The organism is Streptomyces sp. NBC_00249 (genome assembly GCF_026342355.1).
GTDB lineage: Bacteria > Actinomycetota > Actinomycetes > Streptomycetales > Streptomycetaceae > Streptomyces.
In genome coordinates this window covers 163,457-185,722 of record NZ_JAPEMV010000007.1, presented here as the reverse complement: position 1 = coordinate 185,722, position 22,266 = coordinate 163,457, and the positions used below count along the sequence as shown (strand labels likewise).

General features: G+C 69.1%; 17 protein-coding genes and 1 pseudogene. 4 read left to right on the top strand and 14 right to left on the bottom strand.

Going from position 1 to position 22,266, the window contains the following annotated elements; translation table 11 throughout:
- Positions 1-7: 7 nt before the first annotated feature.
- A pseudogene (locus tag OOK31_RS28150) lies at positions 8-1,331 on the bottom strand (MFS transporter).
- A 136-nt stretch (positions 1,332-1,467) separates the two neighbouring features.
- On the opposite strand from OOK31_RS28150, the gene OOK31_RS28145 reads away from it, so the two are divergent.
- The gene (locus tag OOK31_RS28145; RefSeq protein WP_267090173.1) at positions 1,468-2,466 is read left to right on the top strand and encodes a LacI family DNA-binding transcriptional regulator; all 999 of its coding nucleotides are present in this window, start codon (positions 1,468-1,470) and stop codon (positions 2,464-2,466) included.
- Positions 2,467-2,522: 56 nt separating this feature from the next.
- Here the strand turns inward: OOK31_RS28145 and prcA are convergent, their stop codons facing one another.
- From prcA to arc, 6 genes are all read right to left on the bottom strand, one after another.
- Positions 2,523-3,287 (bottom strand): proteasome subunit alpha, encoded by a 765-nt coding sequence (gene prcA, locus OOK31_RS28140; protein ID WP_267090172.1) that lies wholly within the window; start codon positions 3,285-3,287, stop codon positions 2,523-2,525.
- Between the two features lie 40 nt (positions 3,288-3,327).
- Complete coding sequence (gene prcB / locus OOK31_RS28135) at positions 3,328-4,167, bottom strand: proteasome subunit beta (protein ID WP_267090171.1); 840 nt, start codon at positions 4,165-4,167, stop codon at positions 3,328-3,330.
- Positions 4,119-4,718: an endonuclease VII domain-containing protein gene (locus OOK31_RS28130; RefSeq protein WP_267090170.1), complete on the bottom strand. Its 600-nt coding sequence runs from the start codon at positions 4,716-4,718 to the stop codon at positions 4,119-4,121. The genes prcB and OOK31_RS28130 overlap by 49 nt, the downstream gene beginning before the upstream one ends.
- A 37-nt stretch (positions 4,719-4,755) precedes the next feature.
- On the bottom strand, positions 4,756-4,968 hold the full coding sequence (locus tag OOK31_RS28125) for a ubiquitin-like protein Pup (protein WP_030233608.1): 213 nt from the start codon (positions 4,966-4,968) through the stop codon (positions 4,756-4,758).
- A 183-nt stretch (positions 4,969-5,151) separates the two neighbouring features.
- Complete coding sequence (dop, locus tag OOK31_RS28120) at positions 5,152-6,663, bottom strand: depupylase/deamidase Dop (protein ID WP_267090169.1); 1,512 nt, start codon at positions 6,661-6,663, stop codon at positions 5,152-5,154.
- A 262-nt stretch (positions 6,664-6,925) separates the two neighbouring features.
- Positions 6,926-8,692 (bottom strand): proteasome ATPase, encoded by a 1,767-nt coding sequence (arc, locus tag OOK31_RS28115; RefSeq protein WP_267090168.1) that lies wholly within the window; start codon positions 8,690-8,692, stop codon positions 6,926-6,928.
- 265 nt (positions 8,693-8,957) lie between these two features.
- On the opposite strand from arc, the gene OOK31_RS28110 reads away from it, so the two are divergent.
- The gene (locus tag OOK31_RS28110; protein ID WP_267090167.1) at positions 8,958-9,278 is read left to right on the top strand and encodes a ferredoxin; all 321 of its coding nucleotides are present in this window, start codon (positions 8,958-8,960) and stop codon (positions 9,276-9,278) included.
- A gap of 4 nt (positions 9,279-9,282) precedes the next feature.
- Here the strand turns inward: OOK31_RS28110 and OOK31_RS28105 are convergent, their stop codons facing one another.
- The 3 genes from OOK31_RS28105 to OOK31_RS28095 form a co-directional block, all read right to left on the bottom strand.
- The gene (locus tag OOK31_RS28105) at positions 9,283-9,786 is read right to left on the bottom strand and encodes a hypothetical protein (RefSeq protein ID WP_267090446.1); all 504 of its coding nucleotides are present in this window, start codon (positions 9,784-9,786) and stop codon (positions 9,283-9,285) included.
- A gap of 286 nt (positions 9,787-10,072) precedes the next feature.
- Positions 10,073-10,969, bottom strand: coding sequence for a tRNA (adenine-N1)-methyltransferase (locus OOK31_RS28100; RefSeq protein ID WP_267090166.1), 897 nt, complete (start codon positions 10,967-10,969; stop codon positions 10,073-10,075).
- An 18-nt stretch (positions 10,970-10,987) separates the two neighbouring features.
- On the bottom strand, positions 10,988-12,121 hold the full coding sequence (locus tag OOK31_RS28095) for a site-2 protease family protein (RefSeq protein WP_323188268.1): 1,134 nt from the start codon (positions 12,119-12,121) through the stop codon (positions 10,988-10,990).
- 222 nt (positions 12,122-12,343) lie between these two features.
- Here OOK31_RS28095 and OOK31_RS28090 point away from each other — a divergent pair, with 222 nt between their 5' ends.
- Together OOK31_RS28090 and OOK31_RS28085 are read left to right on the top strand one after the other, a co-directional pair.
- Positions 12,344-13,252 carry a RecB family exonuclease gene (locus OOK31_RS28090; protein WP_267090164.1) on the top strand — a complete coding sequence of 303 codons (909 nt, stop codon included), beginning with the start codon at positions 12,344-12,346 and terminating at the stop codon, positions 13,250-13,252.
- A gap of 107 nt (positions 13,253-13,359) precedes the next feature.
- The gene (locus OOK31_RS28085) at positions 13,360-14,034 is read left to right on the top strand and encodes a response regulator transcription factor (protein ID WP_267090163.1); all 675 of its coding nucleotides are present in this window, start codon (positions 13,360-13,362) and stop codon (positions 14,032-14,034) included.
- An 89-nt stretch (positions 14,035-14,123) separates the two neighbouring features.
- On the opposite strand, the gene OOK31_RS28080 is transcribed toward OOK31_RS28085, so the two are convergent.
- The 4 genes from OOK31_RS28080 to metH form a co-directional block, all read right to left on the bottom strand.
- Positions 14,124-15,707, bottom strand: a complete 1,584-nt coding sequence (locus OOK31_RS28080) for an ABC transporter substrate-binding protein (RefSeq protein WP_267090162.1) — start codon at positions 15,705-15,707, stop codon at positions 14,124-14,126.
- Positions 15,708-15,780: 73 nt separating this feature from the next.
- Complete coding sequence (locus tag OOK31_RS28075; RefSeq protein WP_267090161.1) at positions 15,781-17,385, bottom strand: ABC transporter substrate-binding protein; 1,605 nt, start codon at positions 17,383-17,385, stop codon at positions 15,781-15,783.
- A 481-nt stretch (positions 17,386-17,866) separates the two neighbouring features.
- Positions 17,867-18,568: an HAD family phosphatase gene (locus OOK31_RS28070; protein ID WP_267090160.1), complete on the bottom strand. Its 702-nt coding sequence runs from the start codon at positions 18,566-18,568 to the stop codon at positions 17,867-17,869.
- 114 nt (positions 18,569-18,682) lie between these two features.
- Positions 18,683-22,192 (bottom strand): methionine synthase, encoded by a 3,510-nt coding sequence (gene metH, locus OOK31_RS28065; RefSeq protein ID WP_267090159.1) that lies wholly within the window; start codon positions 22,190-22,192, stop codon positions 18,683-18,685.
- Positions 22,193-22,266: the final 74 nt, after the last annotated feature.

The following is a 22,266-nucleotide window of genomic DNA, read 5'->3' as shown; positions in this document are numbered from 1 at the left end:
CTGAACATTACGCCTTCTGCCCTCTTCTGAAACCGGGTTCGAAGGCGGCGTTCCGATCAGTTTTTGACCAGCGGCTCCACGACACCCCCAGCGGCACCCTCCAGGGACCCCCCGGAAGCCCCCGACGAGGACCCCGCCACCGCGCGGCTACGACCCCCGCCGGACAGCGCCCGCTGAGTGGCCGTCAGCACCAGCAGCGCCGCCACGCCCGCCCCGCACGCCACCGCGTACCCCGCCACCGTCCCGCCCGACTCCACCGCAGGACCGGCCGCCGCCGTACCGATGGCCGCACCCACCCCGAAGAACGTCACCAGCCACGAGAACGCCTCCGTCAGCGTCCCCGCCGGAGCATGCCGGTCCACCACCACGAACGCACACGCCAGCGACGGAGCCAGGAACACCCCGGCCACCGCCGACAGCCCCGCCATCGCCACCGTCCCCACCGGCAGCATCAACGGCAGGTAACACACCGCCAGCAACGCCACCAGCAGCCGCAGCCGCACCTCCGGCGCACCCGCCCACTGCCGCGCCCCGTAGAGCACACCACCGAACAGCGCACCCAGCCCCAGCGCCGCCAGCAGCCACCCGTACACCGCCTGACCACCATGACCGTCCGCGTACGACACCGCCGCCACCGTAATCGACCCCAGCGCCATCCCCACGAAGAAGAACGCCCCCAGCAGAGCCAGCAGACCCCGCGAACGCAGCGCCCCCAGCCAGTGCGCCTCACGCGGCTCCGAACGCCACGTCCGCGAAGGCTCCGACACCACCACCGACAGCGCGCCCAGCACCCCCAGCGCGTTCAGCGCCACCAGCGCCACCGCCGGCGACCACAGCGCCACGAACAGCGTCACCAGCAGCGGCCCGACCGTGTACATGACCTCCTGCGCCACCGCGTCCATGGCGTACGCGGCGTGCACCCGCTCCTCCTTGCCGCCCAGCACCTTGGGCCACAGCGCCCGCAGCCCGCCCTCCAGCGGCGGCGTGAACAGCCCCGCCACCACCACCGCCGCATAGGCCACGGCCGCCGAACCCGTCCCCGCCAGAGCCAGCCACACCATGCCCAGCGCCGACACCACCGCCGCCGGCAGCTGCACGCGCGGCTGCCCGTACAGGTCCACCGCCCGCCCCAGCAACGGCTGGCCCACCGCGTTGGCCAGCCCGTACGCCGCCGCCAGCGCCCCGGCGAGGCTGTAGCTGCCCCCCTCCGCCCGGGTGAAGAGCACGATCGCGATCGGACCGGTGCCGTTCGGCAGCCGCCCCATGAGCGTGCCCGCCAGCAGCCTCGCTGCGTGCCGGGTCCTGAGCAGCTCCGCGTATCCCGCGGCCATGTCCGCCCCCTTCTGCCCGGACCCTGCCGGAGTAATACGTATAACTTGACCCGTCATACGTACCATGGCGGCAGCCCACAGGTCCACCCGACGAACCACCCCCACCCCTCCCCACCTCGCACTTCAGGAGCACCGTGTGACGAGACCCACCAGCCGCGACGTGGCCACCGCCGCCGGGGTCTCCCAGGCCACCGTCTCCCTCGTCCTCGGCGACAAATGGCGCGGCCGCGTCTCCGAACGCACCGCCGCCCTCGTCCGCGAAGCCGCCACCACCCTCGGCTACCGCCCCAACCTCGCCGCCCGCAACCTCCGCCTCGGCAGCACCCGCACCGCCCTCCTCGTCGTCCCCGCCCTCACCAACGAATTCTTCGCCCGCGTCTACACCGGAGCCGCCCGCGTCGCCGCCGAACACGGCTTCGGCGTCGTCCTCTACCCCTCCCCCGAAGGCGTCGGCCCCGCCCGCGACCCCTTCGCCTCCGCCCGCGCCGCCCTCGACGGAGTCATCGCCTCCTCCATGGCCGCCGACGCCCTCCACGCCATCGGCGGCGACGGACTCCCCCTCGTCATGCTCGACAGCGACCCCACCGCCCCCGGCGCCGCCGCCCACGTCAACCTCGCCATGACCGACGGCATGCGCCAGACCGCCGAACACCTCCTCACCCTCGGCCACCGCCGCTTCCTCCACCTCGCCTCCGCCGTCGACTCCTGGACCTTCGACATCCGCGCCGAAGCCCTCAGCGCCCTCCTCGGCCCCCGCACCGAGCTCCGCACCGTACGGGCCCCCCTCACCGTCGACGCCGCCCGCACCGCCATGGAGACCGCCCTGGCCACCCCCCACGACCGGCCCACCGCCATCGTCTGCGACGACGACATCCTCGCCGCCGGAGCCTGCAAGGCCGCCCGCCGCCTCGGCCTGCGCGTCCCCGAGGACCTCTCCGTCACCGGCTTCGACGACCTCGCCCTCGCCACCGCCGTCGAACCCGAACTCACCACCGTCCGCCTCCCCGCCGAACGCGTCGGCGAACAGGGCATGACCGCCCTCCTCACCGTCCTCGACGGCGACCGCTGGACCGCCCCCGACCTCCCCGTCGAACTCGTCGTCCGCGACTCCACCGGCCCCGCCCCCACCCCCTGAACGCGAAAGGGCCCCGGCCCGCCGCGAACGGCAGACCGGGGCCCCACACACGAAACCTACTCGGCCTCGTCCTCCGGAACCTCGTCGTTCGACACGGCGTCCGCCTGCACGGCCGCCGTCACGTCCGCCTCCAGCAGCCGCGACAGCTGCCGGCCCCGGATCCGCTTGAACTTCCGCTGCTGAGCCCGCGTACGGTCCAGCACCGCGACCTCCAGCCGCTCCGCCGGAATCGCCTTGTCCGCACCGTTCGCCTGACTGGACAGCGCCTGCACCGCCAGCTTCAACGCCTCGGACAGGTTCATCCCGTCCCGATGACGCTGATCCAGGAACGTACTGATCTGCTCCGCGTTCCCGCCGACCGCGACCGAGCCGTGCTCGTCCACGATCGAACCGTCGTGCGGCAGCCGGTAGATCTGGTCCCCGGCCGCGGTCGCACCCACCTCGGCGACGACCAGCTCCACCTCGTACGGCTTCTCACCCGCACTCGAAAAGATCGTGCCGAGCGTCTGCGCGTACACGTTCGCCAGCCCACGCGCCGTCACATCGTCACGGTCATAGGTGTACCCGCGCAGATCCGCGTACCGCACACCGCCGATCCGCAGGTTCTCGTACTCGTTGTACTTGCCGGCGGCCGCGAAGCCGATCCGGTCATAGATCTCGCTGAACTTGTGCAGCGCACGGGACGGATTCTCACCGACGAACACGATGCCGTCGGCGTACTGCAGCACGACCAGGCTGCGACCTCGGGCGATGCCCTTCCGGGCATATTCCGCCCGGTCGGCCATGGCCTGCTGGGGTGACACATAGAACGGAGTCGACACCGGCTTTCCGTCCCTTTCTTCTGGGCGACGAGAGGACTGGTCAGAGCAGGGCGGCGCGCGGACCGTCGGGCTGCTCCAGCCGGCGGTCCGTCACCGTACGGGCGAGGTCCTGCGACTCGTCGTCGGTCAGCCTGCGGAAACCCTCGTCGGTGATGACGGTGACGATCGGGTAGATGTGGCGGTACAGGTCCGGCCCACCGGTCGCCGAATCGTCGTCGGCGGCGTCGAACAGCGCCTGCACCACCAGCGTGGTGGCCTGCTGTTCCGTCAGATCGGGGCGGTACAGCTTCTTCATCGAACCCCGGGCGAAGATCGAACCGGAACCGGTGGCGGCGAAACCGTGCTCCTCGGAGCGGCCGCCGGTCACGTCGTACGAGAAGATCCGGCCCTTCTCCTTGGCCTCGTCGAAACCGGCGAAGAGCGGCACGACCGCCAGCCCCTGCATGGCCATGCCCAGATTGCTCCGGATCATGGTGGACAGCCGGTTGGCCTTGCCCTCCAGGGAGAGGGTCGTCCCCTCCACCTTCTCGAAGTGCTCCAGCTCCAGCTGGAACAGCTTCACCATCTCCACGGCCAGACCCGCCGTACCGGCGATACCCACCGCGGAGTACTCGTCGGCCGGGAACACCTTCTCGATGTCCCGCTGCGCGATCATGTTCCCCATGGTCGCCCGCCGGTCACCGGCGAGCACGACCCCACCGGGGAAGGTGGCGGCAACGATGGTCGTCCCGTGCGGCGCCTCGACGACACCCTCGGGGAGCTTGCGGTTCCCCGGCAGCATCTCCGGCTGGTGCGCGCCCAGGAAGTCCATGAAGGACGACGACCCCGGCGTCAGGAAGGCTGCCGGTAGACGCCCTGTGCTACGAGTGTTGGGTTCCACAGGTTTCCTTCCACGTAAGCGGCTGCACGCCGTATGACGTCCGGCCGATCCTTGAACTGCCCCAAGGCTGCGTTACAGCTGAAGCACAGTACGCCTCGGACCTTACCCGTCTGATGATCGTGATCAACGTGCTCCGCTGGAGCAGTCCGGCAGATCACGCAGACCCCGCCTTGAGCCGCGACCATCTCGTCGCGCTGAGCCTCGGTGATGCCGTACGAGCGCTTCAAGTGCCCTGCCCTGCCCTGGATGGCCCGACACGCCCTGCACCGGGTGGACAGTCCGTCAGAAGCCGAAGCGTTCTTGTGCCACTCGCTGTGCGGCTTGACCTCGCCGCACTGTCGGCACAGCTTGTGGCCGAACGGAACGTCCACCTTCTCTTTGACGACCTTGCCCCTGGCCGCCTGACGGCGCCGGTAGTGCGAGGCGCCGTACTCCGCCACACACTCCCGGCACCTCGGCTGGAGGCCGTCTCCACGATTTCGGTCTGAGGCGAATCCGCTCAGCGGCACGTCGCGGCTGCAGCCGCGACACCACTTGGTTCCATTGGACATGGAGCCAATCCTGGCGAGTTCACCTTAGATTCGAAGGCTATTCGCCGCCTTTTTGTACGAAACTCCGAACGAAATCCTCGGCATTTTCCTCGAGTACATCGTCAATCTCGTCAAGTACGGAGTCGACGTCGTCGGAGAGCTTTTCCTGGCGCTCCTTGAGGTCGGTCGATTCCTCGACCGCCGCCTCCTCGACCTCCTCGGTCGAGCGCGTCGCCTTCTGCTGTCCGCCGCCGGTGTCCTTGGTCGCCATGTCTACCTCACCCCGCTCGGTTCGCACGCTCACGTGGAGAGACCCCGCGATTCGGGATCTCCCAAGATCAGACCCTACGTCGGACCCTACTAGGAGGGTCCGACATTCGTCCCCGCACTTTCATAACGTCCGGCTGTCTCCATGATTCCCGGACCGGGGCCCTTTCAGGCCCCGAACGCACCCTCACTGTCCCGAGAGCACCCGCACCAGGTCCTCCGCCGTGCGGCAGCGGTCCAGGAGCTCCTTGACGTGGTTCCGCGTCCCCCGCAGGGGTTCCAGGGTCGGGACCCGCTGGAGCGAGTCGCGGCCCGGGAGGTCGAAGATCACCGAGTCCCAGGAGGCCGCCGCCACGTCGTCCGCGTACTGCTCCAGGCAGCGGCCGCGGAAGTACGCCCGGGTGTCCTCCGGGGGCTTGCTCTCGGCCCGCTCGACGGCGGGCTCCTCCAGGAGCCGCTTCATCTTCCCGCGGGCGACCAGGCGGTTGTACAGGCCCTTCTCGGGGCGTACGTCCGAGTACTGGAGGTCCACCAGGTGCAGCCGGGCCGCGTCCCACTCCAGCCCGTCGCGCCTGCGGTAGCCCTCCAGGATCTCCCGCTTCGCGATCCAGTCGAGCTCTCCCGACAGGCTCATCGGATCGGTCTCCAGCCGGCCGAGCACGTCCTCCCACCGGGCGAGGACGTCCTTGGTCTGCTCGTCGGCTTCGGAGCCGAACCGCTCGTCCACGTACTTCCTGGCCAGCTCGAAGTACTCCATCTGGAGTTGTACGGCGGTCAGGGTGCGCCCGCTGCGCAGCGTGATGAGCTGGCGCAGGTCCGGGTCGTGGGAGACCTGGTGCAGGGTGCGTACCGGCTGGTCCACGGCCAGGTCGACGGTGATGAAGCCGTCTTCGATCATGGAGAGGACGAGCGCGGTGGTGCCGAGCTTGAGGTAGGTGGAGATCTCGGAGAGGTTCGCGTCGCCGATGATCACGTGGAGGCGGCGGTACTTCTCTGCGTCGGAGTGGGGTTCGTCGCGGGTGTTGATGATGGGGCGCTTGAGGGTGGTCTCCAGGCCGACCTCGACCTCGAAGTAGTCGGCGCGCTGGCTGATCTGGAAGCCGTGGTCGCGGCCGTCCTGGCCGATGCCGACGCGGCCGGCGCCGGTGACGACCTGCCGGGAGACGAAGAAGGGGGTGAGGTGGCGCACGATGTCCGAGAAGGGGGTCTCCCGCTTCATCAGGTAGTTCTCGTGCGTGCCGTAGGAGGCGCCCTTGTTGTCGGTGTTGTTCTTGTAGAGGTGGATCGGCTGGGCGCCGGGGAGCTGGGCGGCGCGTTCGGCGGCCTCGGCCATGATCCGCTCGCCGGCCTTGTCCCAGAGGACGGCGTCGAGGGGATTGGTGATCTCCGGCGAGCTGTACTCGGGGTGGGCGTGGTCGACGTAGAGGCGGGCGCCGTTGGTGAGGATGACGTTGGCGAGGCCGATGTCCTCGTCGGTGAGCTGGCTGTTGTCGGCGGCCTCGCGGGCGAGGTCGAAGCCGCGGGCGTCCCGCAGCGGATTCTCCTCCTCGAAGTCCCAGCGGGCGCGTCGCGCCCGGTGCATCGCCGCCGCGTAGGCGTTGACGATCTGGGACGAGGTGAGCATGGCATTGGCGTTCGGGTGTCCCGGGACGGAGATCCCGTATTCCGTCTCGATCCCCATTACTCGCCGTACGGTCATGCGGCCCTCCTTGCCCGGCGGCGCTCCCGTTCGGGAGCGGCGCTCAAGTACCGCTGGTGCTCCGGTGCGTCGTGTGCGGTGCCCGTCCCCGCGCTGCGCGACCGGCGGTACGGATGAGCCTAGAACCACTCCGCGCTGGTGGGGAGATCATTTCAGTCATTGACTTTGCCCTGTCACCGGCTGAAAAGCGCGGCCGGTATTCGGGGCGGTAAAGCAGGCGGCTGCGGTGCCCGGTGAGGGCATCCGCAGCCGCCCCGCTTCGTCAGAGGTACTGACCGGTATTCGCCACCGTGTCGATGGAGCGTCCGGTGTCCGCGCCTTGCTTTCCGGTGACGAGGGTGCGGATGAATACGATCCGCTCGCCCTTCTTGCCGGAGATTCGGGCCCAGTCGTCCGGGTTGGTGGTGTTGGGCAGGTCCTCGTTCTCCTTGAACTCGTCCACGCATGCCTGGAGGAGGTGGGAGACGCGCAGGCCCTTCTGGTTGTGCTCGAGGAAGGCCTTGATGGCCATCTTCTTCGCACGGTCCACGATGTTCTGGATCATGGCTCCGGAGTTGAAGTCCTTGAAGTAGAGGACTTCCTTGTCGCCGTTGGCGTACGTGACCTCGAGGAAGCGGTTTTCCTCGGTTTCGGCGTACATCTGCTCGACGACTGTCTGGATCATGCTGTGGACGGTGTCGGCCGAGGAGCCCTGGTGTTCGGACAGGTCGTCCGTGTGCAGGGGCAGGGAGGCCTTGAGGTACTTGGCGAAGATGTCCTTGGCGGCCTCGGCGCCGGGGCGCTCGATCTTGATCTTCACGTCGAGGCGGCCGGGGCGCAGGATGGCCGGGTCGATCATGTCCTCGCGGTTGGAGGCGCCGATGACGATGACGTTCTCCAGGCCTTCCACGCCGTCGATCTCGGCGAGCAGCTGGGGGACGATGGTGTTCTCCACGTCCGAGCTGACGCCGGATCCGCGGGTGCGGAAGAGGGATTCCATCTCGTCGAAGAAGACGATGACGGGGGTGCCCTCGCTGGCCTTTTCGCGGGCACGCTGGAAGACGAGGCGGATGTGCCGCTCGGTCTCGCCGACGTACTTGTTGAGGAGTTCGGGGCCCTTGATGTTCAGGAAGTACGACTTCCCGGCTGCCTGTCCGGTCACCTCGGCGACCTTCTTGGCAAGGGAGTTGGCCACGGCCTTGGCGATGAGTGTCTTGCCGCATCCGGGAGGGCCGTAGAGCAGGATGCCCTTGGGCGGCCGCAGTTCGTGTTCCTTGAACAGGTCGGGGTAGAGGTAGGGGAGCTCGACGGCGTCGCGGATCAGCTCGATCTGGTCGCCCAGGCCGCCGATCTTGTCGTAGTCGATGTCCGGGACCTCTTCGAGGACCAGGTCCTCGACCTCGCTCTTGGGGACCACTTCGTAGACGTAGCCGGAGCGGGGTTCGAGCAGGAGGGCGTCGCCGGGGCGGATGGTGATGTCCAGGAGCGGCTCGGCGAGCCTCACCACCCTTTCCTCGTCGGTGTGCCCGACCACCAGGGCGCGCTCGCCGTCCTCGAGGATCTCCTTGAGGGTGACGATGTCCCCGGCCCGCTCGTACTCCATGGCTTCGACCACGTTGAGCGCTTCGTTGAGCATGACCTCCTGGCCGCGCCGGAGGTCTTCCGGGTCGACGCTGGGGCTCACGTTCACGCGGAGCTTTCGGCCTCCGGTGAAGATGTCGACGGTGCCGTCCTCGTTCGCCTGAAGGAAGACACCGAAGCCGGCCGGCGGCTGTGCGAGCCGGTCGACTTCCTCCTTGAGGGCCACGATCTGGTCGCGGGCTTCACGGAGGGTGTTCGCCAGTCGTTCGTTCTGTGCGGAGACGCCTGCCAGATTTGTCTGGAGCTCTACGATCCGCTCTTCGAGAATCCTCGTGTGTCGCGGAGAGTCGGCGAGCTTGCGTCGCAGGACGGCGATTTCCTGCTCGAGATAGGCAACCTGGCCAGCGGGGTCCTCAGACCCTCGCCCGGGCCGGATGCCGCGGTTGATGTCGTCGTCGTGGGCTGCCACGGTCCTCACCTCCTCCAAGGGGAGCTGGACGCTTCCTGACCCTACCTGGGCTGGTGGTGATTGAAACCCCTAGATCACAAAGACGGTAGGGGTGTGTCCGATCTTCACCCTTGCGTACTCCCTCACGCCAAGGAAATACCCACCGTTCAACATCGGAAAGCAGCCGGTTGTAAGGTCGAACTGTTCAACACCCGTCAGGGCTCGCGCGACTTGCCTCGAGCCGGTGTCCGGGACTGATCACTGAGCGCAGGAAATGGCAGGAGATATGACCGTGCAGCAGGAGGCCCCGACGGGCGGTGCCGGCGAGTCCGGACAGCCGCTGGAGGTCTGGATCGACCAGGACCTCTGCACGGGGGACGGCATCTGTGTGCAGTACGCCCCGGAGGTGTTCGAGCTGGACATCGACGGTCTGGCGTATGTGAAGAGCGCGCAGGACGAGCTGCTGCAGGACCCGGGGGCGACGGCTCCGGTTCCGCTGGTGCTGCTCCAGGACGTGGTCGATTCGGCGAAGGAATGTCCGGGTGACTGCATCCATGTAAGGCGTGTTTCGGACAGGGTCGAGGTGTACGGCCCGGACGCCGGGTGACGGTTCAAACACGTCCGGCGGTCGAGTCCGTCAGCTCCTGGCGGAATTTCCCGGCGGTCCAGCGCCACTTGGCGAGCTGTTTCACGTCGGGGCTGTAGCGCGGGACCGAGGGTGAGGAGTAGCCGAGGAGCTCGGCGGTGACGGTTCCGTCGCTCACGGTGAGGGTGGTGGCGGTGCGGCGGAGGGCGGCGTCGAGGAGGGTGGCGACGACGCGGGGCGGTGCGCCGGGGGTGCTGTCCTGGGTGAGGACGTAGATGGTGTGGGGCGGGGTCCCGGAGCCGGCGGCGCAGCGGACGGCTGCGACGGTCTCGGGGCGGCCGTCGCCGTCGAGGTCGCCCTGGGCGGTGTCGGTGACGGTCTGCGGGGCGCCCTTGCAGTCCAGGGGGTACGTGGCTGCGTGCGCGTCGGGGGCGGTTGCCTGGGGGCGGTGTGCGGTGCCGGGTGCGGGGGTGGCGCCGGTGGCGCGGTCGGGTTGGAGGAGTCCCGCTCCGGCTATGACGGCGGCCATGGCGGAGGCGGTGGCGACCCAGTGGACGGGTTTGGCGCCGTGGTGCGCCAGGGTCTTCGGTGCGGGGGCCGGTGCGGTGGGGCGGTGCGGCACGCGGGGTGTCTCCTGTGCGAAGGGTGACGGGGAGCCAGCATCGTGCCATACCTCACACGGAGGTGGAACGGCCGGGTCCGTGCCGGGTGGTGCGGGGTCGTTCTGGGGGTAACGAAAAGGCGCTGCGGCGCAGTTCCCGGGGTGTCCGGGGAACTGCGGCGCAGCGCCTTCGTGTTGGGCGGCGGGCCTGGGGTCAGGCGGAGCGGTCGCTGCCGGGGCCGTCGTAGTCGTCGCCGTAGGCGCCCTTGGAGGGGCGGCGGCGGCGCATCGGGGGCTCGACGCCGTCGGCGAGGCGGCGGGCGGTGACGAGGAAGCCGGTGTGGCCGATCATCCGGTGGTCCGGGCGGACGGCGAGGCCTTCGACGTGCCAGTTGCGGATCATCGATTCCCAGGGCTGCGGTTCGGCGTAGCAGCCGAACTCGCGGATGGATTCGACAGTGCGCGAGAGCTGGGTGGTGGTGGCCACGTAGCAGCAGAGGATGCCGCCGGGGACGAGGGCCTTGGAGACGGCCTCGAGGCATTCCCAGGGGGCGAGCATGTCGAGGATCACGCGGTCGACGTCGGTGTCGGACAGGTTGTCCTGGAGGTCGCCGACGGTCAGCTGCCACGCGGGGTGCGGGCCGCCGAAGTAGCGCTCGACGTTGGCGGTGGCGATCTCGGCGAAGTCCGCGCGGCGCTCGTAGCTGTGGAGCATGCCCTGGTCGCCGATGGCGCGCAGCAGGAAGCTGCTCAGGGAGCCGGAGCCGACTCCGGCTTCCACGACGCGGGCGCCGGGGAAGATGTCGGCGAAGGCCAGGATCTGGCCGGCGTCCTTGGGGTAGACCACGGCGGCACCGCGGGGCATGGACAGGACATAGTCGGGGAGCAGGGGGCGCAGCGCGAGGTACGCGACGTTCCCCGTGGTACGGACAACACTGCCCTCGGGAGCACCGATCAGCTCGTCGTGCGGGAAGGAACCCTTGTGGGTGTGGAAATTCTTCCCGGCTTCGAGCGTGAACGTGTAGTGGCGGCCCTTGGGGTCGGTGAGCTGAACCTGGTCCCCGACCTCGAAGGGCCCGCGTCGGCGGGCGGCACCGGTCGGTTCGGACATGTGACCAGTGTATTGGCTTCAGGACTGGGGCCGCGCCATGGCCTTCACGAAGGCCTTTTCGACGTCGAGGGTGGAGAGGACGCCGTAGATGGTGCCGTCTGCTTCGAGGACGAGGTATTCGGTGGCGGGGTTGGTGCGGAGGTGGTCGAGGAGTTCTTCGCCGGTGAGGTCCGCGGAAACCTTCATGCCGTCGGTGAGGTCCTGGGCGAGGGTGCTGACGGCGACCCAGGGGCGGCGGTGTTCGGGGACGGAGGCGATGGCGCTCTCGCGGACGACGGCGGTGGGGTCGCCGTGGCCGTCGACGACGACGAGGGCGCGGGCTCCGGCTTCGTTGGCGCGGCGCAGGGCCTCGGAGAGGGGGGTGGCGTTCTCGACTGGGATGGCGCGGCGGGTGAGGGTGCGGGCCTGGAGTTCGGGGAGGTGTTCGCGCAGGCGGGCCATGCGCAGGCTGTTGCCGGCTCCGGTCCAGATGATGGCGGCGAGGATGGCGGCGAGGAGGGCGTCCATGACGGTGTCCATGCCGCCGATCTCCTGGGTGGGGTTGCCGAGGAGTCCGGTGTGGGTGAGGAGGGGGAGGCCGAGGAGGATGGCGACGGCGAGGGCGCGGCCGACCCAGGCGGCGGCGACGGTGCCGGCCATGGGGCGTCCGGTGATGCCCCAGATGACGGCGCGGAGCATGCGGCCGCCGTCGAGGGGGAGGCCGGGGAGGAGGTTGAAGGCGGCGACGAGGAGGTTGGAGATCATCAGGCCGGCGAGGAGGACGCCGGGGACGGTGGCGGGGTCGACGGCCTTCATTCCGAGGTAGAAGAGTCCGGCGAGGGCGAGGGAGAGGAGGGGGCCGACGAAGGCGAGGACGAATTCGCGGCCGGGGGTCTCGGACTCCTTCTCGATCTCGGAGACTCCGCCGAAGAACTGGAGCTGGATGCGGCGCACGGGGAGTTTGAAGCGGAGTGCGGCGATGGTGTGCGCGAGTTCGTGGACGAGGACGGAGGCGTAGAAGGCGACGGCGAAGAAGAGGGAGACGAGGTAGCGGGCGGGGCCGAGGTCGGGCAGGACGCGGTCGAGCTGGTCGCCGAAGACCCAGGTGATGAGGGCGGCGACGAGGAACCAGCTGGGCGAGACGTAGACGGGCACGCCGAAGGGGCGGCCCATGAGGATTCCGCCGCCCGGATCGGAGCGCTTGGCTGGGCGCTCGCCGGTTTCGTCGGTGTCTGCCACGGTTGTCCTTCGTTCGGTGCTGCTGTTTCCAGTGTGGTGCGTGTGGGGCTTCGGCGGGGGTGGTGGCTCGGTGTGATCCCTCGATCATGCAGTGCGAGGGTGCCCGGAGTCGATGGTATGCGCGTGCTGTCGGTCGTGGGTCGTAGGGTTTTACGCATGACGACGATCCCCGGTGCTGTGCCAGGCGCAGCTGGTGCCGATGCTTCTTCGGGTGCTGCCCGGCCCGCTTCGCTGTCCCCTTCGCGGGCGGGCGATTTCATGCGGTGTCCGTTGCTGTACCGGTTCCGTGTGATCGACAAGCTGCCGGAGAAGCCGAGTGCGGCGGCGACGCGGGGGACGCTGGTGCACGCGGTGCTGGAGCGGCTGTTCGATCATCCGGCGGCGGAGCGGACGGCGCCGCGGGCGAAGGCGTTGGTTCCGGGGCAGTGGGAGCGGCTTTTGGAGTCGAAGCCGGAGCTGGCGGAGCTGTTCCCGGGGGATGACGAGGGGGCGGGGCTGGCGCGGTGGCTGACGGAGGCCGAGGCGCTGGTGGAACGGTGGTTCACGTTGGAGGACCCGACGCGGCTGGAGCCGGTGGAGCGGGAGTTCTTCGTGGAGACGGAGCTGGCGTCGGGGCTGCGGTTGCGCGGGATCATCGACCGGGTGGACGTGGCGCCGTCGGGTGAGGTGCGGATCGTCGACTACAAGACGGGGAAGGCGCCGCGGCCGGAGTACGCGGAGGACGCGCTGTTCCAGATGAAGTTCTACGCGCTGGTGGTGTGGCGGCTGAAGCAGGTGGTGCCGAGGCGGTTGCAGTTGGTGTACCTGGGCAGTGGGGACGTGTTGACGTACGACCCGGTGGTGGCGGATCTGGAGCGGGTGGAGCGCAAGCTGCACGCGTTGTGGGAGGCGATCCGGGAGGCGACGGAGACGGGTGACTGGCGGCCGCGGCCGACGAAGCTGTGCGGGTGGTGTGATCACCAGGCGGTGTGTCCGGAGTTCGGGGGGACTCCCCCGGTGTATCCGCTGGCGATCGTCTCGCGTGCGCAGGCCGAGGCGGAGGCCGGGGCTCAGGCGGAGGCCTAGGCGCGGGGCAGGGGCGGGGGCGGGTCGCCCGGAGGGGTTGTGGGCTTGCCGTCAGGGCAGAATGGGCGGCGTCCGCCGATGCTGTCCGACGAATACGAGGTACCCCTGTGGCGATCCGCGTCCTGCTGGTCGACGACCAGCCGCTGCTGCGCACCGGCTTCCGGATGATCCTGGAGGCGGAGCAGGACCTGGTGGTGGTGGGTGAGGCCGGGGACGGTCTGCAGGCGCTGGACCAGGTGCGGGCGTTGCAGCCCGATGTGGTGCTGATGGACATCCGGATGCCGCGGATGGACGGGGTGGAGGCGACGCGGCAGATCACGGGTCCTGAGCGGGACGGGCCGGCGAAGGTGCTGGTGCTGACCACGTTCGATCTGGACGAGTACGTGGTGGAGGCGTTGCGGGCGGGGGCGAGCGGGTTCCTGCTGAAGGATGCGCCGGCGGTGGAGCTGGTGCAGGCGATCCGGGTGGTCGCGGCGGGTGAGGCGATGCTGGCGCCGAGCATCACGCGGCGGCTGCTGGACAAGTACGCGGGGCATCTGCCGTCGGGTGAGGAGCGGGTCCCGGACACGTTGGGGACGCTGACCGAGCGCGAGGTGGAGGTGTTGAAGCTGGTGGCGCGGGGGTTGTCGAACGCGGAGATCGCGGCGGACCTGTTCGTGAGCGAGACGACGGTGAAGACGCATGTGGGTCATGTGCTGACGAAGCTGGGTCTGCGTGACCGGGTGCAGGCGGCGGTGTACGCGTACGAGAGCGGTCTGGTGCGGCCGGGGGCCGGCCAGTAGGAGTCGGCCACAGCACTAGGTGGTACGGGAACGGGCCGGCGGCCGCGTGTGACGCGGTCGCCGGCCCGTTCTTCGTGCCGTGGGGCGGGTCAGCCCTTGCTGATCTCCCAGAAGCGGAAGACGGTGGAGGCGTCCAGGGACCACTGGAGGCCGGTGACGTTCTGGCGGGTGACGGCGTACTGCTTGCCCTGCCAGAGCGGGAGGAGCGGGAGCTCGTCGGCGACGATGTCCTGCAGGCGGTTGTAGTCCATGTTGGCCGCGGTGCGGTCGGACTTGGCGGAGGTCGACGGGATGATCGTCCCGCTGATCTCCTTGTTGTCGTAGTTGTTGTGCAGCACGTTGTCCGGGCCGAAGAAGGGCTGCGTGAAGTTGTCGGCGTCGGGGTAGTCGGGGACCCAGCCCTTGATGTAGACGCCGTACTTGCCGGCCTGGATGTCCTTCTCGTACTGGTCGAACTCGACGGACTTCATGTCGGCTTCGAAGAGGCCGCTGTCGTTGAGCTGCTTGGCGATGACCTGGAACTGCTGGTCGGTGGAGGGGCCGTAGCGGGACGGCGTGGACCACAGGGTCAGCTTGATCTTGCCGGTGATGTTGGCGGCCTTGAGGACGGCCTTGGCCTTCTCCACGTTCGGGCTGCCGCCGTAGCGGTCGAAGAACGGGGTGGTGTGGCCCGCGATGCCCGCCGGGACGATCGAGTAGAGCGGGGCCGCGGTGCCGGCGTAGACGTCCTTGACGAGCGCTTCGCGGTCGACGAGGTAGGCGATGGCCTTGCGGACGGGGAGCTTGCCGACGACGGGGTCGTTGACGTTGAAGACCATGTGCTCGACTTCGGCGCCGGTGCCTTCGACGACGTCGACCTTCTGGTTGCCGGTCTTCGTGGAGGAGAGGGCGGCGATGTCCTTGGCGGCGAGGCCGCGGAAGGCGAAGTCGACGTCGCCGCTCTCCAGGGTGCTCTTGAGGGCGGCCTGGTCGCCGTTGAAGAACTTCAGCGTGACGCCGGTGTTCTTGGCCTTGGCCTTGCCGCTGTAGGAGTCGTTGACGGAGAAGCTGGCGCTCTTGGCGCTGATGGAGTCGAGCTTGTAGACGCCGGAGCCGACGGCCTTGCTGTCGGTGCGGAGCTTGTCGGCCGGGTACTCGGCGTGGTCGACGATGGAGCCCGCGCCCGAGGCGATCTTGCTGGGGAAGGTCGCGTCGGACGTCTTGAGGCGGAAGACGACGGTCTTCTCGTCCGGGGTGTCGATGCCGGCGATCGAGGACAGCATGACGGCCGGGCCGTTGTCGTCGTTGATCTTCAGCGTGCGCTCGAAGGAGTACTTGACGTCCTTGGAGGTGAGGCTGTGGCCGTTGCTGAACTTCAGGCCGGAGCGCAGGACGCACTTGTACTGCTTGCTGTCGCCGCCCTCGAAGTTGCAGGACTGGGCGGCGTCGGGCTCCGGGGTGGTGCCGCCCTTGGGGAAGCTGAGCAGCGACTGGAAGACGTTGTTGAAGAGCAGCCAGGAGCCCGGGTCGTAGCCGGAGGCCGGGTCGGTGGACTTCACCTTGTCGGATATCCCCATGACCACGCCCTTGCCGCTGCCGGCATTGGCGCCATCGGTCGAACCGCAACCGCTGAGCAGCGCTGCGGCGGTGGCCGCGCCGAGCGGGGCCGCCAACCACTGGTTACGTCTCTTCACGCGAATGTCCTTCACAGTCTTGTCTGATCATTGCGCCGGCCTGCGACGTCCGCCGCCGGTTGCTGCTGGGGTCTCAGCCGCTCTTGCCGCGGCCGAGTTCCCACAGCTGGAGGTCGGAGATGGCGTTGACCGACCACTCCACCCCGGTGATCCCGTCGCGTGCGGCGACGTACTGCTTGCCCTGCCACAGGGGCAGGACGGGTACGTCGTCGGCGACGATGTCCTGCATCTCCGTGATCGCGGGGAGGGCGACGGTGCGGTCGACCGCGCGACGGGAGTCGGGGATGAGCCTGGTGCGCACCGCGTTGTTGGCGTACGGCGTGCCCAGGAAGTTGTCCTGCTCCAGGAACGGGGCGAGGAAGTTGTCGGCGTCCGGGTAGTCGGGGAACCAGCCGAGCCCGTAGGCGGCGTAGTCGCCCTTCTTCTGCGCGGGCCGGAAGTCGGTCCACTCGTTGCCCTGGACGGTGATGTCGAAGAGCTGGGTGGCGTTGAGCTGGGTCTTGAGGGCCTCGAACTCGGTGGCGGTGCCGTCGCCGTAGTGGTCCGAGGTGTAGTTCAGGGTCAGCTTGACGGGGGTCTTGATCCCGGCTTCCTTCAGCAGGCCGGCGGCCTTGGCGGTGTTGGCCTCGCCGTACTTGTTGAAGAAGGAGTTGACGTGTCCGGTGACGGTGGTGGGGACGAGGGAGTACAGGGGCTGCGCGGACTTGCCGTAGACCTTGGAGATGACGTTGTTGCGGTCGACGGCGGCGGCGAGGGCCTGGCGTACTGCCTTGTCCTTGGTGACCGGGGCCTCGGTGTTGAAGCCGAGGTAGCGGATCTCCAGGCCGGGCATGGGGACGAGCTTGACGCCCTTGGGGGGCTTGGCGGAGAGCTCGGTGATCTGGGCGGGCGACAGGGTGCGCGAGACCATGTGGACGGAGCCGGCCGCGAGGGCCTTGGTCATGGCGGCGGAGTCGGCGAAGGAGCGCAGTTCGACCTTGTCGTTCTGCAGCTTGATGTCGCCCTTGTAGTTCGGGTTCTTGGTGAAGACGGCCCGGACGAGGTGGTTGTCCTTGACCTCGGCCTTCATCGTGTAGGGGCCGGAGCCGTCGACGGCGAAGCCGGGGCGGAGCTTCTTGGCCTCGTAGTTCTTCTCGCTGACGATGCCGGCGGCCGGGGTGGAGAGCTTGTACGGGAAGGTCGCGTCGGCGGTCTTGAGGTGGAAGACGACGGTGTCGGCGCCCTTGACCTCGACGGTGTCGAGGGTGGAGAGGAGGGAGGAGGGGCCGTTCTCGTCCTTGATCGCGAGGACGCGGTCGATGGAGAACTTGACGTCCTTGGCGGTGAGCGGGTCGCCGCCGGCGAACTTCAGGCCGGGGCGCAGGGTGCAGCGGTAGCTCTCGTTGCCGGTGTCGGTGAAGCGGCAGTCGGACGCGGCTTCGGGGACGGGCTGGCCGCCGCCTCGCGGGGTGTGCATCAGCGTCTGGACGGTCTGGCGCAGTACGTTCCAGGCGCCGGCGTCGTAGGCGTAGGCGGGGTCGAAGGGTGCGGGGGCGTAGTCGGCGGCTTCGAACCGGTCGGTGGTGCCGACGACGATCGCTCCCGAGGCTGCTCCTCCGCCGCTCGCGCTGCCGCAGGCGGACAGCGCGGGGGTGAGCAGGCCTATCGCGGCCGTCAGCACCATGGTCTTGCGGTTCATGCTGGAAGTACTCCCTCACCCGGCACTTGGTCAAAGCGGCGTAGAGGGCACTTCGCGGCGGTCGCCCGTTCAGGGCGGAACGATCGGGCCGGTGTGTGACGATCGGTCCACGCGGCGCCGGCACAGGGGTGTGTGTCCGGTACGGCAGAGGTGCGTGCGTAGTGCCCGCCGTCGACATTAGTGGGCTGGGACGGGATGGCTGGAACTGGCAGGAGTTGGGGCGTAATCGCACGGTGATGGGAGCGGACTGACCGCTTATGCGGGAGTCTTCGCAGAAGGGGTCATGAGATGATCAATCCGGACACTTGGGAAGGCCGTGGGGGCCGGGTGCGGGCGTCCGGGGGTGCTGCCGGGTGACCAAGGTCACCCGGCGCAAGGGTTCCGGAGGGGATGGAATTTCGGCCTCCGGGGCACGGGGCGGAAGATCCTCCCGTGGGACCTCGGGTCTACCCCTGTTCCGTTCGGTACGGAGCGTGCGCGGTCAGTTCATCGGAGTGATGAGGGAGCGCAGGAACGTCAGGTCCACTTCCTCCAGGGAGCGCACGACGGTCCGGCCGGGCGCGGGCTCGATGCTGCCGACGGAGGGGATGGCCACGACGCGGCAGCCTGCGGCCTCGGCGGCGGCGACCCCGGTGGCGGTGTCCTCGATGACCGCGCAGCGCGAGGGGTGTGCGCCGAGGGCTCCCGCGGCGAGGAGGTAGGGGTCGGGGTGGGGCTTGGTGCGGGGCACCTCGTCGCCGGCGACGGTCATGGTGAAGCGGTCGCGGCCGAGGGTGAGCAGGACCTGGTCGATGACCCGGCGGTGGGAGGCGGAGACGAGGGCGGTGGGTACGTTGTGCCGGGCCAGCTCGCTCAGCAGCCGCTCGGCGCCGGGCATCAGGGGGACCCGGTCGGCGATGCGGGCCTCGAAGCGCTCGTTGAGCAGGACGCTCAGTTCGGCGAGGCCGATGTCGGCGCCGGTGGCCTGGATGAGGAAGGCGGCGCTGCGGCTCATGGGGCCGCCGACGACGACGTCGCGCCAGGACTCGTCGAGGCGGTGGCCGAGTTCCTGGAAGATCTGGGCCTCGATCTCCCACCAGAAGCCCTCGGTGTCGACGAGGGTGCCGTCCATGTCGAGCAGCACCGCCTGCAGGGCGTGCCCGTCGGCCGTGTGGGCGACGGGGACGGGAACGGTGCTGGTCATGCGTAACGCCTCTCTCCGGGGACGACAAGGCCGGTCACCTCGGCCCCTCGGGGTACCCCCCTGGGGAACAGGTGACCGGCCTGTATGGGACCGACCAGTGTACGCCGGTCCGTGTCAGCGTGCGTTGAAATACTTCGCTTCGGGGTGGTGAATCACGATCGCGTCGGTCGACTGCTCGGGGTGGAGCTGGAACTCCTCCGAGAGGTGGACGCCGATCCGCTCCGGCTGGAGGAGGTCGGCGATCTTGGCGCGGTCCTCCAGGTCGGGGCAGGCGCCGTAGCCGAGGGAGAAGCGGGCGCCGCGGTACTTGAGGTCGAACATGTCCTCGACGGCGGCCGGGTCCTCGCCGCCGAAGCCGAGCTCGGCGCGGACGCGGGCGTGCCAGTACTCGGCCATGGCCTCGGCGAGCTGGACGGAGAGTCCGTGCAGCTCCATGTACTCGCGGTAGGCGTCGGTGGCGAACAGCTTGGCCGTGGCCTCGCCGATCTTCGAGCCGACGGTGACGACCTGGAGGCCGACGACGTCGGTCTCGCCGGACTCCTCCGGGCGGAAGAAGTCGGCGAGGCACAGGCGGCGGCCGCGGCGCTGGCGCGGGAAGGTGAAGCGGGTGCGCTCGTTGCCCTGCTCGTCGAGGATGATCAGGTCCTCGCCCTTGGAGACGCAGGGGAAGTACCCGTAGACCACGGCCGCTTCGAGCAGGTTCTCGGTGTGCAGCTTCTCCAGGAGGCCGCGCAGGCGCGGGCGGCCCTCGCTCTCGACGAGCTCCTCGTAGGTGGCGCCGCCGGCGCGGGCCTGCTTGAGGCCCCACTGGCCCTTGAAGAGGGCGCCCTCGTCCAGCCAGGAGGCGTAGTCCTTGAGCGGGATGCCCTTGACGACGCGGGTGCCCCAGAAGGGCGGGGTGGGGACGGGGTTGTCGACGGAGACGTCGGAGCGGCCGCCGGTCTCCTCGGGCTCCTCCGTCTGGAGGGGGGTGGTGCGCTTGGCGACGCGGCGCTGCTTGAGCTCGGGCAGGGTGGCGCCGGGGACTCCGCGCTTGACGGCGATGAGGGCGTCCATGAGGCGCAGGCCCTCGAAGGCGTCGCGGGCGTAGCGGACCTCGCCCTCGTAGATCTCGTGGAGGTCCTGTTCGACGTAGGCGCGGGTGAGGGCGGCGCCGCCGAGGATCACCGGGTAGTCGGCGGCCAGCTTGCGCTGGTTCAGCTCCTCCAGGTTCTCCTTCATGATCACGGTGGACTTCACGAGGAGGCCGGACATGCCGATGACGTCGGCCTTGTGTTCCTGGGCGGCTTCGAGGATCGCGGAGACCGGCTGCTTGATGCCGATGTTGACGACGTTGTAGCCGTTGTTGGTGAGGATGATGTCGACGAGGTTCTTGCCGATGTCGTGGACGTCGCCGCGGACGGTGGCGAGGACGATGGTGCCCTTGCCCTCGTCGTCGGTCTTCTCCATGTGCGGTTCGAGGAAGGCGACGGCGGTCTTCATGACCTCGGCGGACTGCAGGACGAAGGGGAGCTGCATCTGGCCGGAGCCGAAGAGCTCGCCGACGACCTTCATGCCCTCCAGGAGGGTGTCGTTGACGATGTCGAGGGCGGGGCGGGTCTGGAGGGCCTCGTCGAGGTCCCTCTCCAGGCCGTTCTTCTCGCCGTCGATGATGCGGCGCTGGAGGCGCTCGTCCAGGGGCAGGGCGAGGAGTTCCTCGGCGCGGCCGGCCTTGAGGGACTTGGTGTTGACGCCCTCGAAGAGGGCCATCAGCTTCTGGAGGGGGTCGTAGTCGCCCTCGCGGCGGTCGTAGATCAGGTCGAGGGCGGTGCCCACCTGCTCGTCGTCGAAGCGGGCGATCGGCAGGATCTTGCTCGCGTGGACGATGGCGGAGTCCAGGCCGGCCTTGACGCACTCGTCGAGGAAGACCGAGTTGAGCAGGACGCGGGCGGCCGGGTTGAGGCCGAAGGAGATGTTGGACAGGCCCAGGGTGGTCTGGACGTCGGGGTGGCGGCGCTTGAGCTCGCGGATCGACTCGATCGTCGCGATGCCGTCCTTGCGCGACTCCTCCTGGCCGGTGCAGATGGTGAAGGTGAGGGTGTCGATGAGGATGTCCGACTCGCGGATGCCCCAGTTCGCCGTCAGGTCCTCGATGAGGCGTTCGGCGATGGCGACCTTGTGCTCGACGGTGCGGGCCTGGCCCTCCTCGTCGATGGTCAGGGCGATCAGCGCGGCGCCGTGCTCCTGGGCGAGGCGGGTGACCTTCGCGAAGCGGGACTCCGGGCCGTCGCCGTCCTCGTAGTTCACGGAGTTGATGACGGCGCGGCCGCCCAGCTTCTCCAGGCCGGCCTGGAGGACGGGGACCTCGGTGGAGTCCAGGACGATGGGGAGGGTGGAGGCCGTGGCGAAGCGCCCGGCGAGCTCCTTCATGTCGGCGACGCCGTCGCGGCCGACGTAGTCCACGCACAGGTCGAGCATGTGCGCGCCCTCGCGGATCTGGTCGCGGGCCATCTCCACGCAGTCGTCCCAGCGGGCCTCGAGCATGGCCTCGCGGAACTTCTTCGAGCCGTTGGCGTTGGTGCGCTCGCCGATCGCCATGTACGAGGTGTCCTGCCGGAACGGCACGGTCTGGTACAGGGAGGCCGCGCCCGCCTCGGGCTGGGGCACGCGGGGGGTGATCGCGGTGCCGCGGACCCGCTCCACGACCTGGCGCAGGTGCTCGGGGGTGGTGCCGCAGCAGCCGCCGACGAGGGAGAGGCCGTACTCGCGGACGAAGGTCTCCTGGGCGTCTGCCAGCTCGGGGGCGCTCAGCGGGTAGTGGGCGCCCTGCTTGGTCAGGACGGGCAGGCCGGCGTTGGGCATGCAGGAGATGGGGATGCGGGCGTTGCGCGCGAGGTAGCGCAGGTGCTCGCTCATCTCGGCGGGGCCGGTGGCGCAGTTCAGGCCGATCATGTCGATGCCGAGGGGCTCCAGGGCCGTCAGGGCCGCGCCGATCTCGGAGCCGAGCAGCATGGTGCCGGTGGTCTCGACGGTGACGGAGCAGATCAGCGGGACGCTGACGCCGAGGGCCTCCATGGCGCGGCGGGCGCCGATGATGGAGGACTTGGTCTGCAGGAGGTCCTGGGTGGTCTCGACGAGCAGCGCGTCGGCGCCGCCGGAGATCAGGCCCTCGGCGTTGATCTGGTAGGCGTCGCGGATCTGCGCGTAGGTGATGTGGCCGAGGGTGGGCAGCTTGGTGCCGGGGCCGATGGAGCCCAGGACCCAGCGCTGCTGTCCGGTGGAGGCGGTGAACTCGTCGGCGACCTCGCGGGCGATGCGGGCGCCGGCCTCGGACAGCTCGAAGTTGCGTTCGGGGATGTCGTACTCGGCGAGGGCGGCGTAGTTCGCGCCGAAGGTGTTGGTCTCCACGCAGTCGACGCCGACGGCGAAGTACTCCTGGTGGACGGAGCGCACGATGTCGGGGCGGGTGACGTTGAGTACCTCGTTGCAGCCTTCGAGCTGCTGGAAGTCCTCCATGGAGGGGTCCTGCGCCTGGAGCATGGTTCCCATGGCTCCGTCGGCGACGACCACGCGGGTCGCGAGCGCCTCTCGGAGGGCATCTGCCCGGGTCTGGGTGTCTGCGGGCTGGTTCGGCAACGAGGCCATGGGCGAGCTCCCTGGGATGCGACGGCTGTCGGCTTTGCACCCCCTCTGTGTCAAGGGTGCACGCGGTCAGGGTA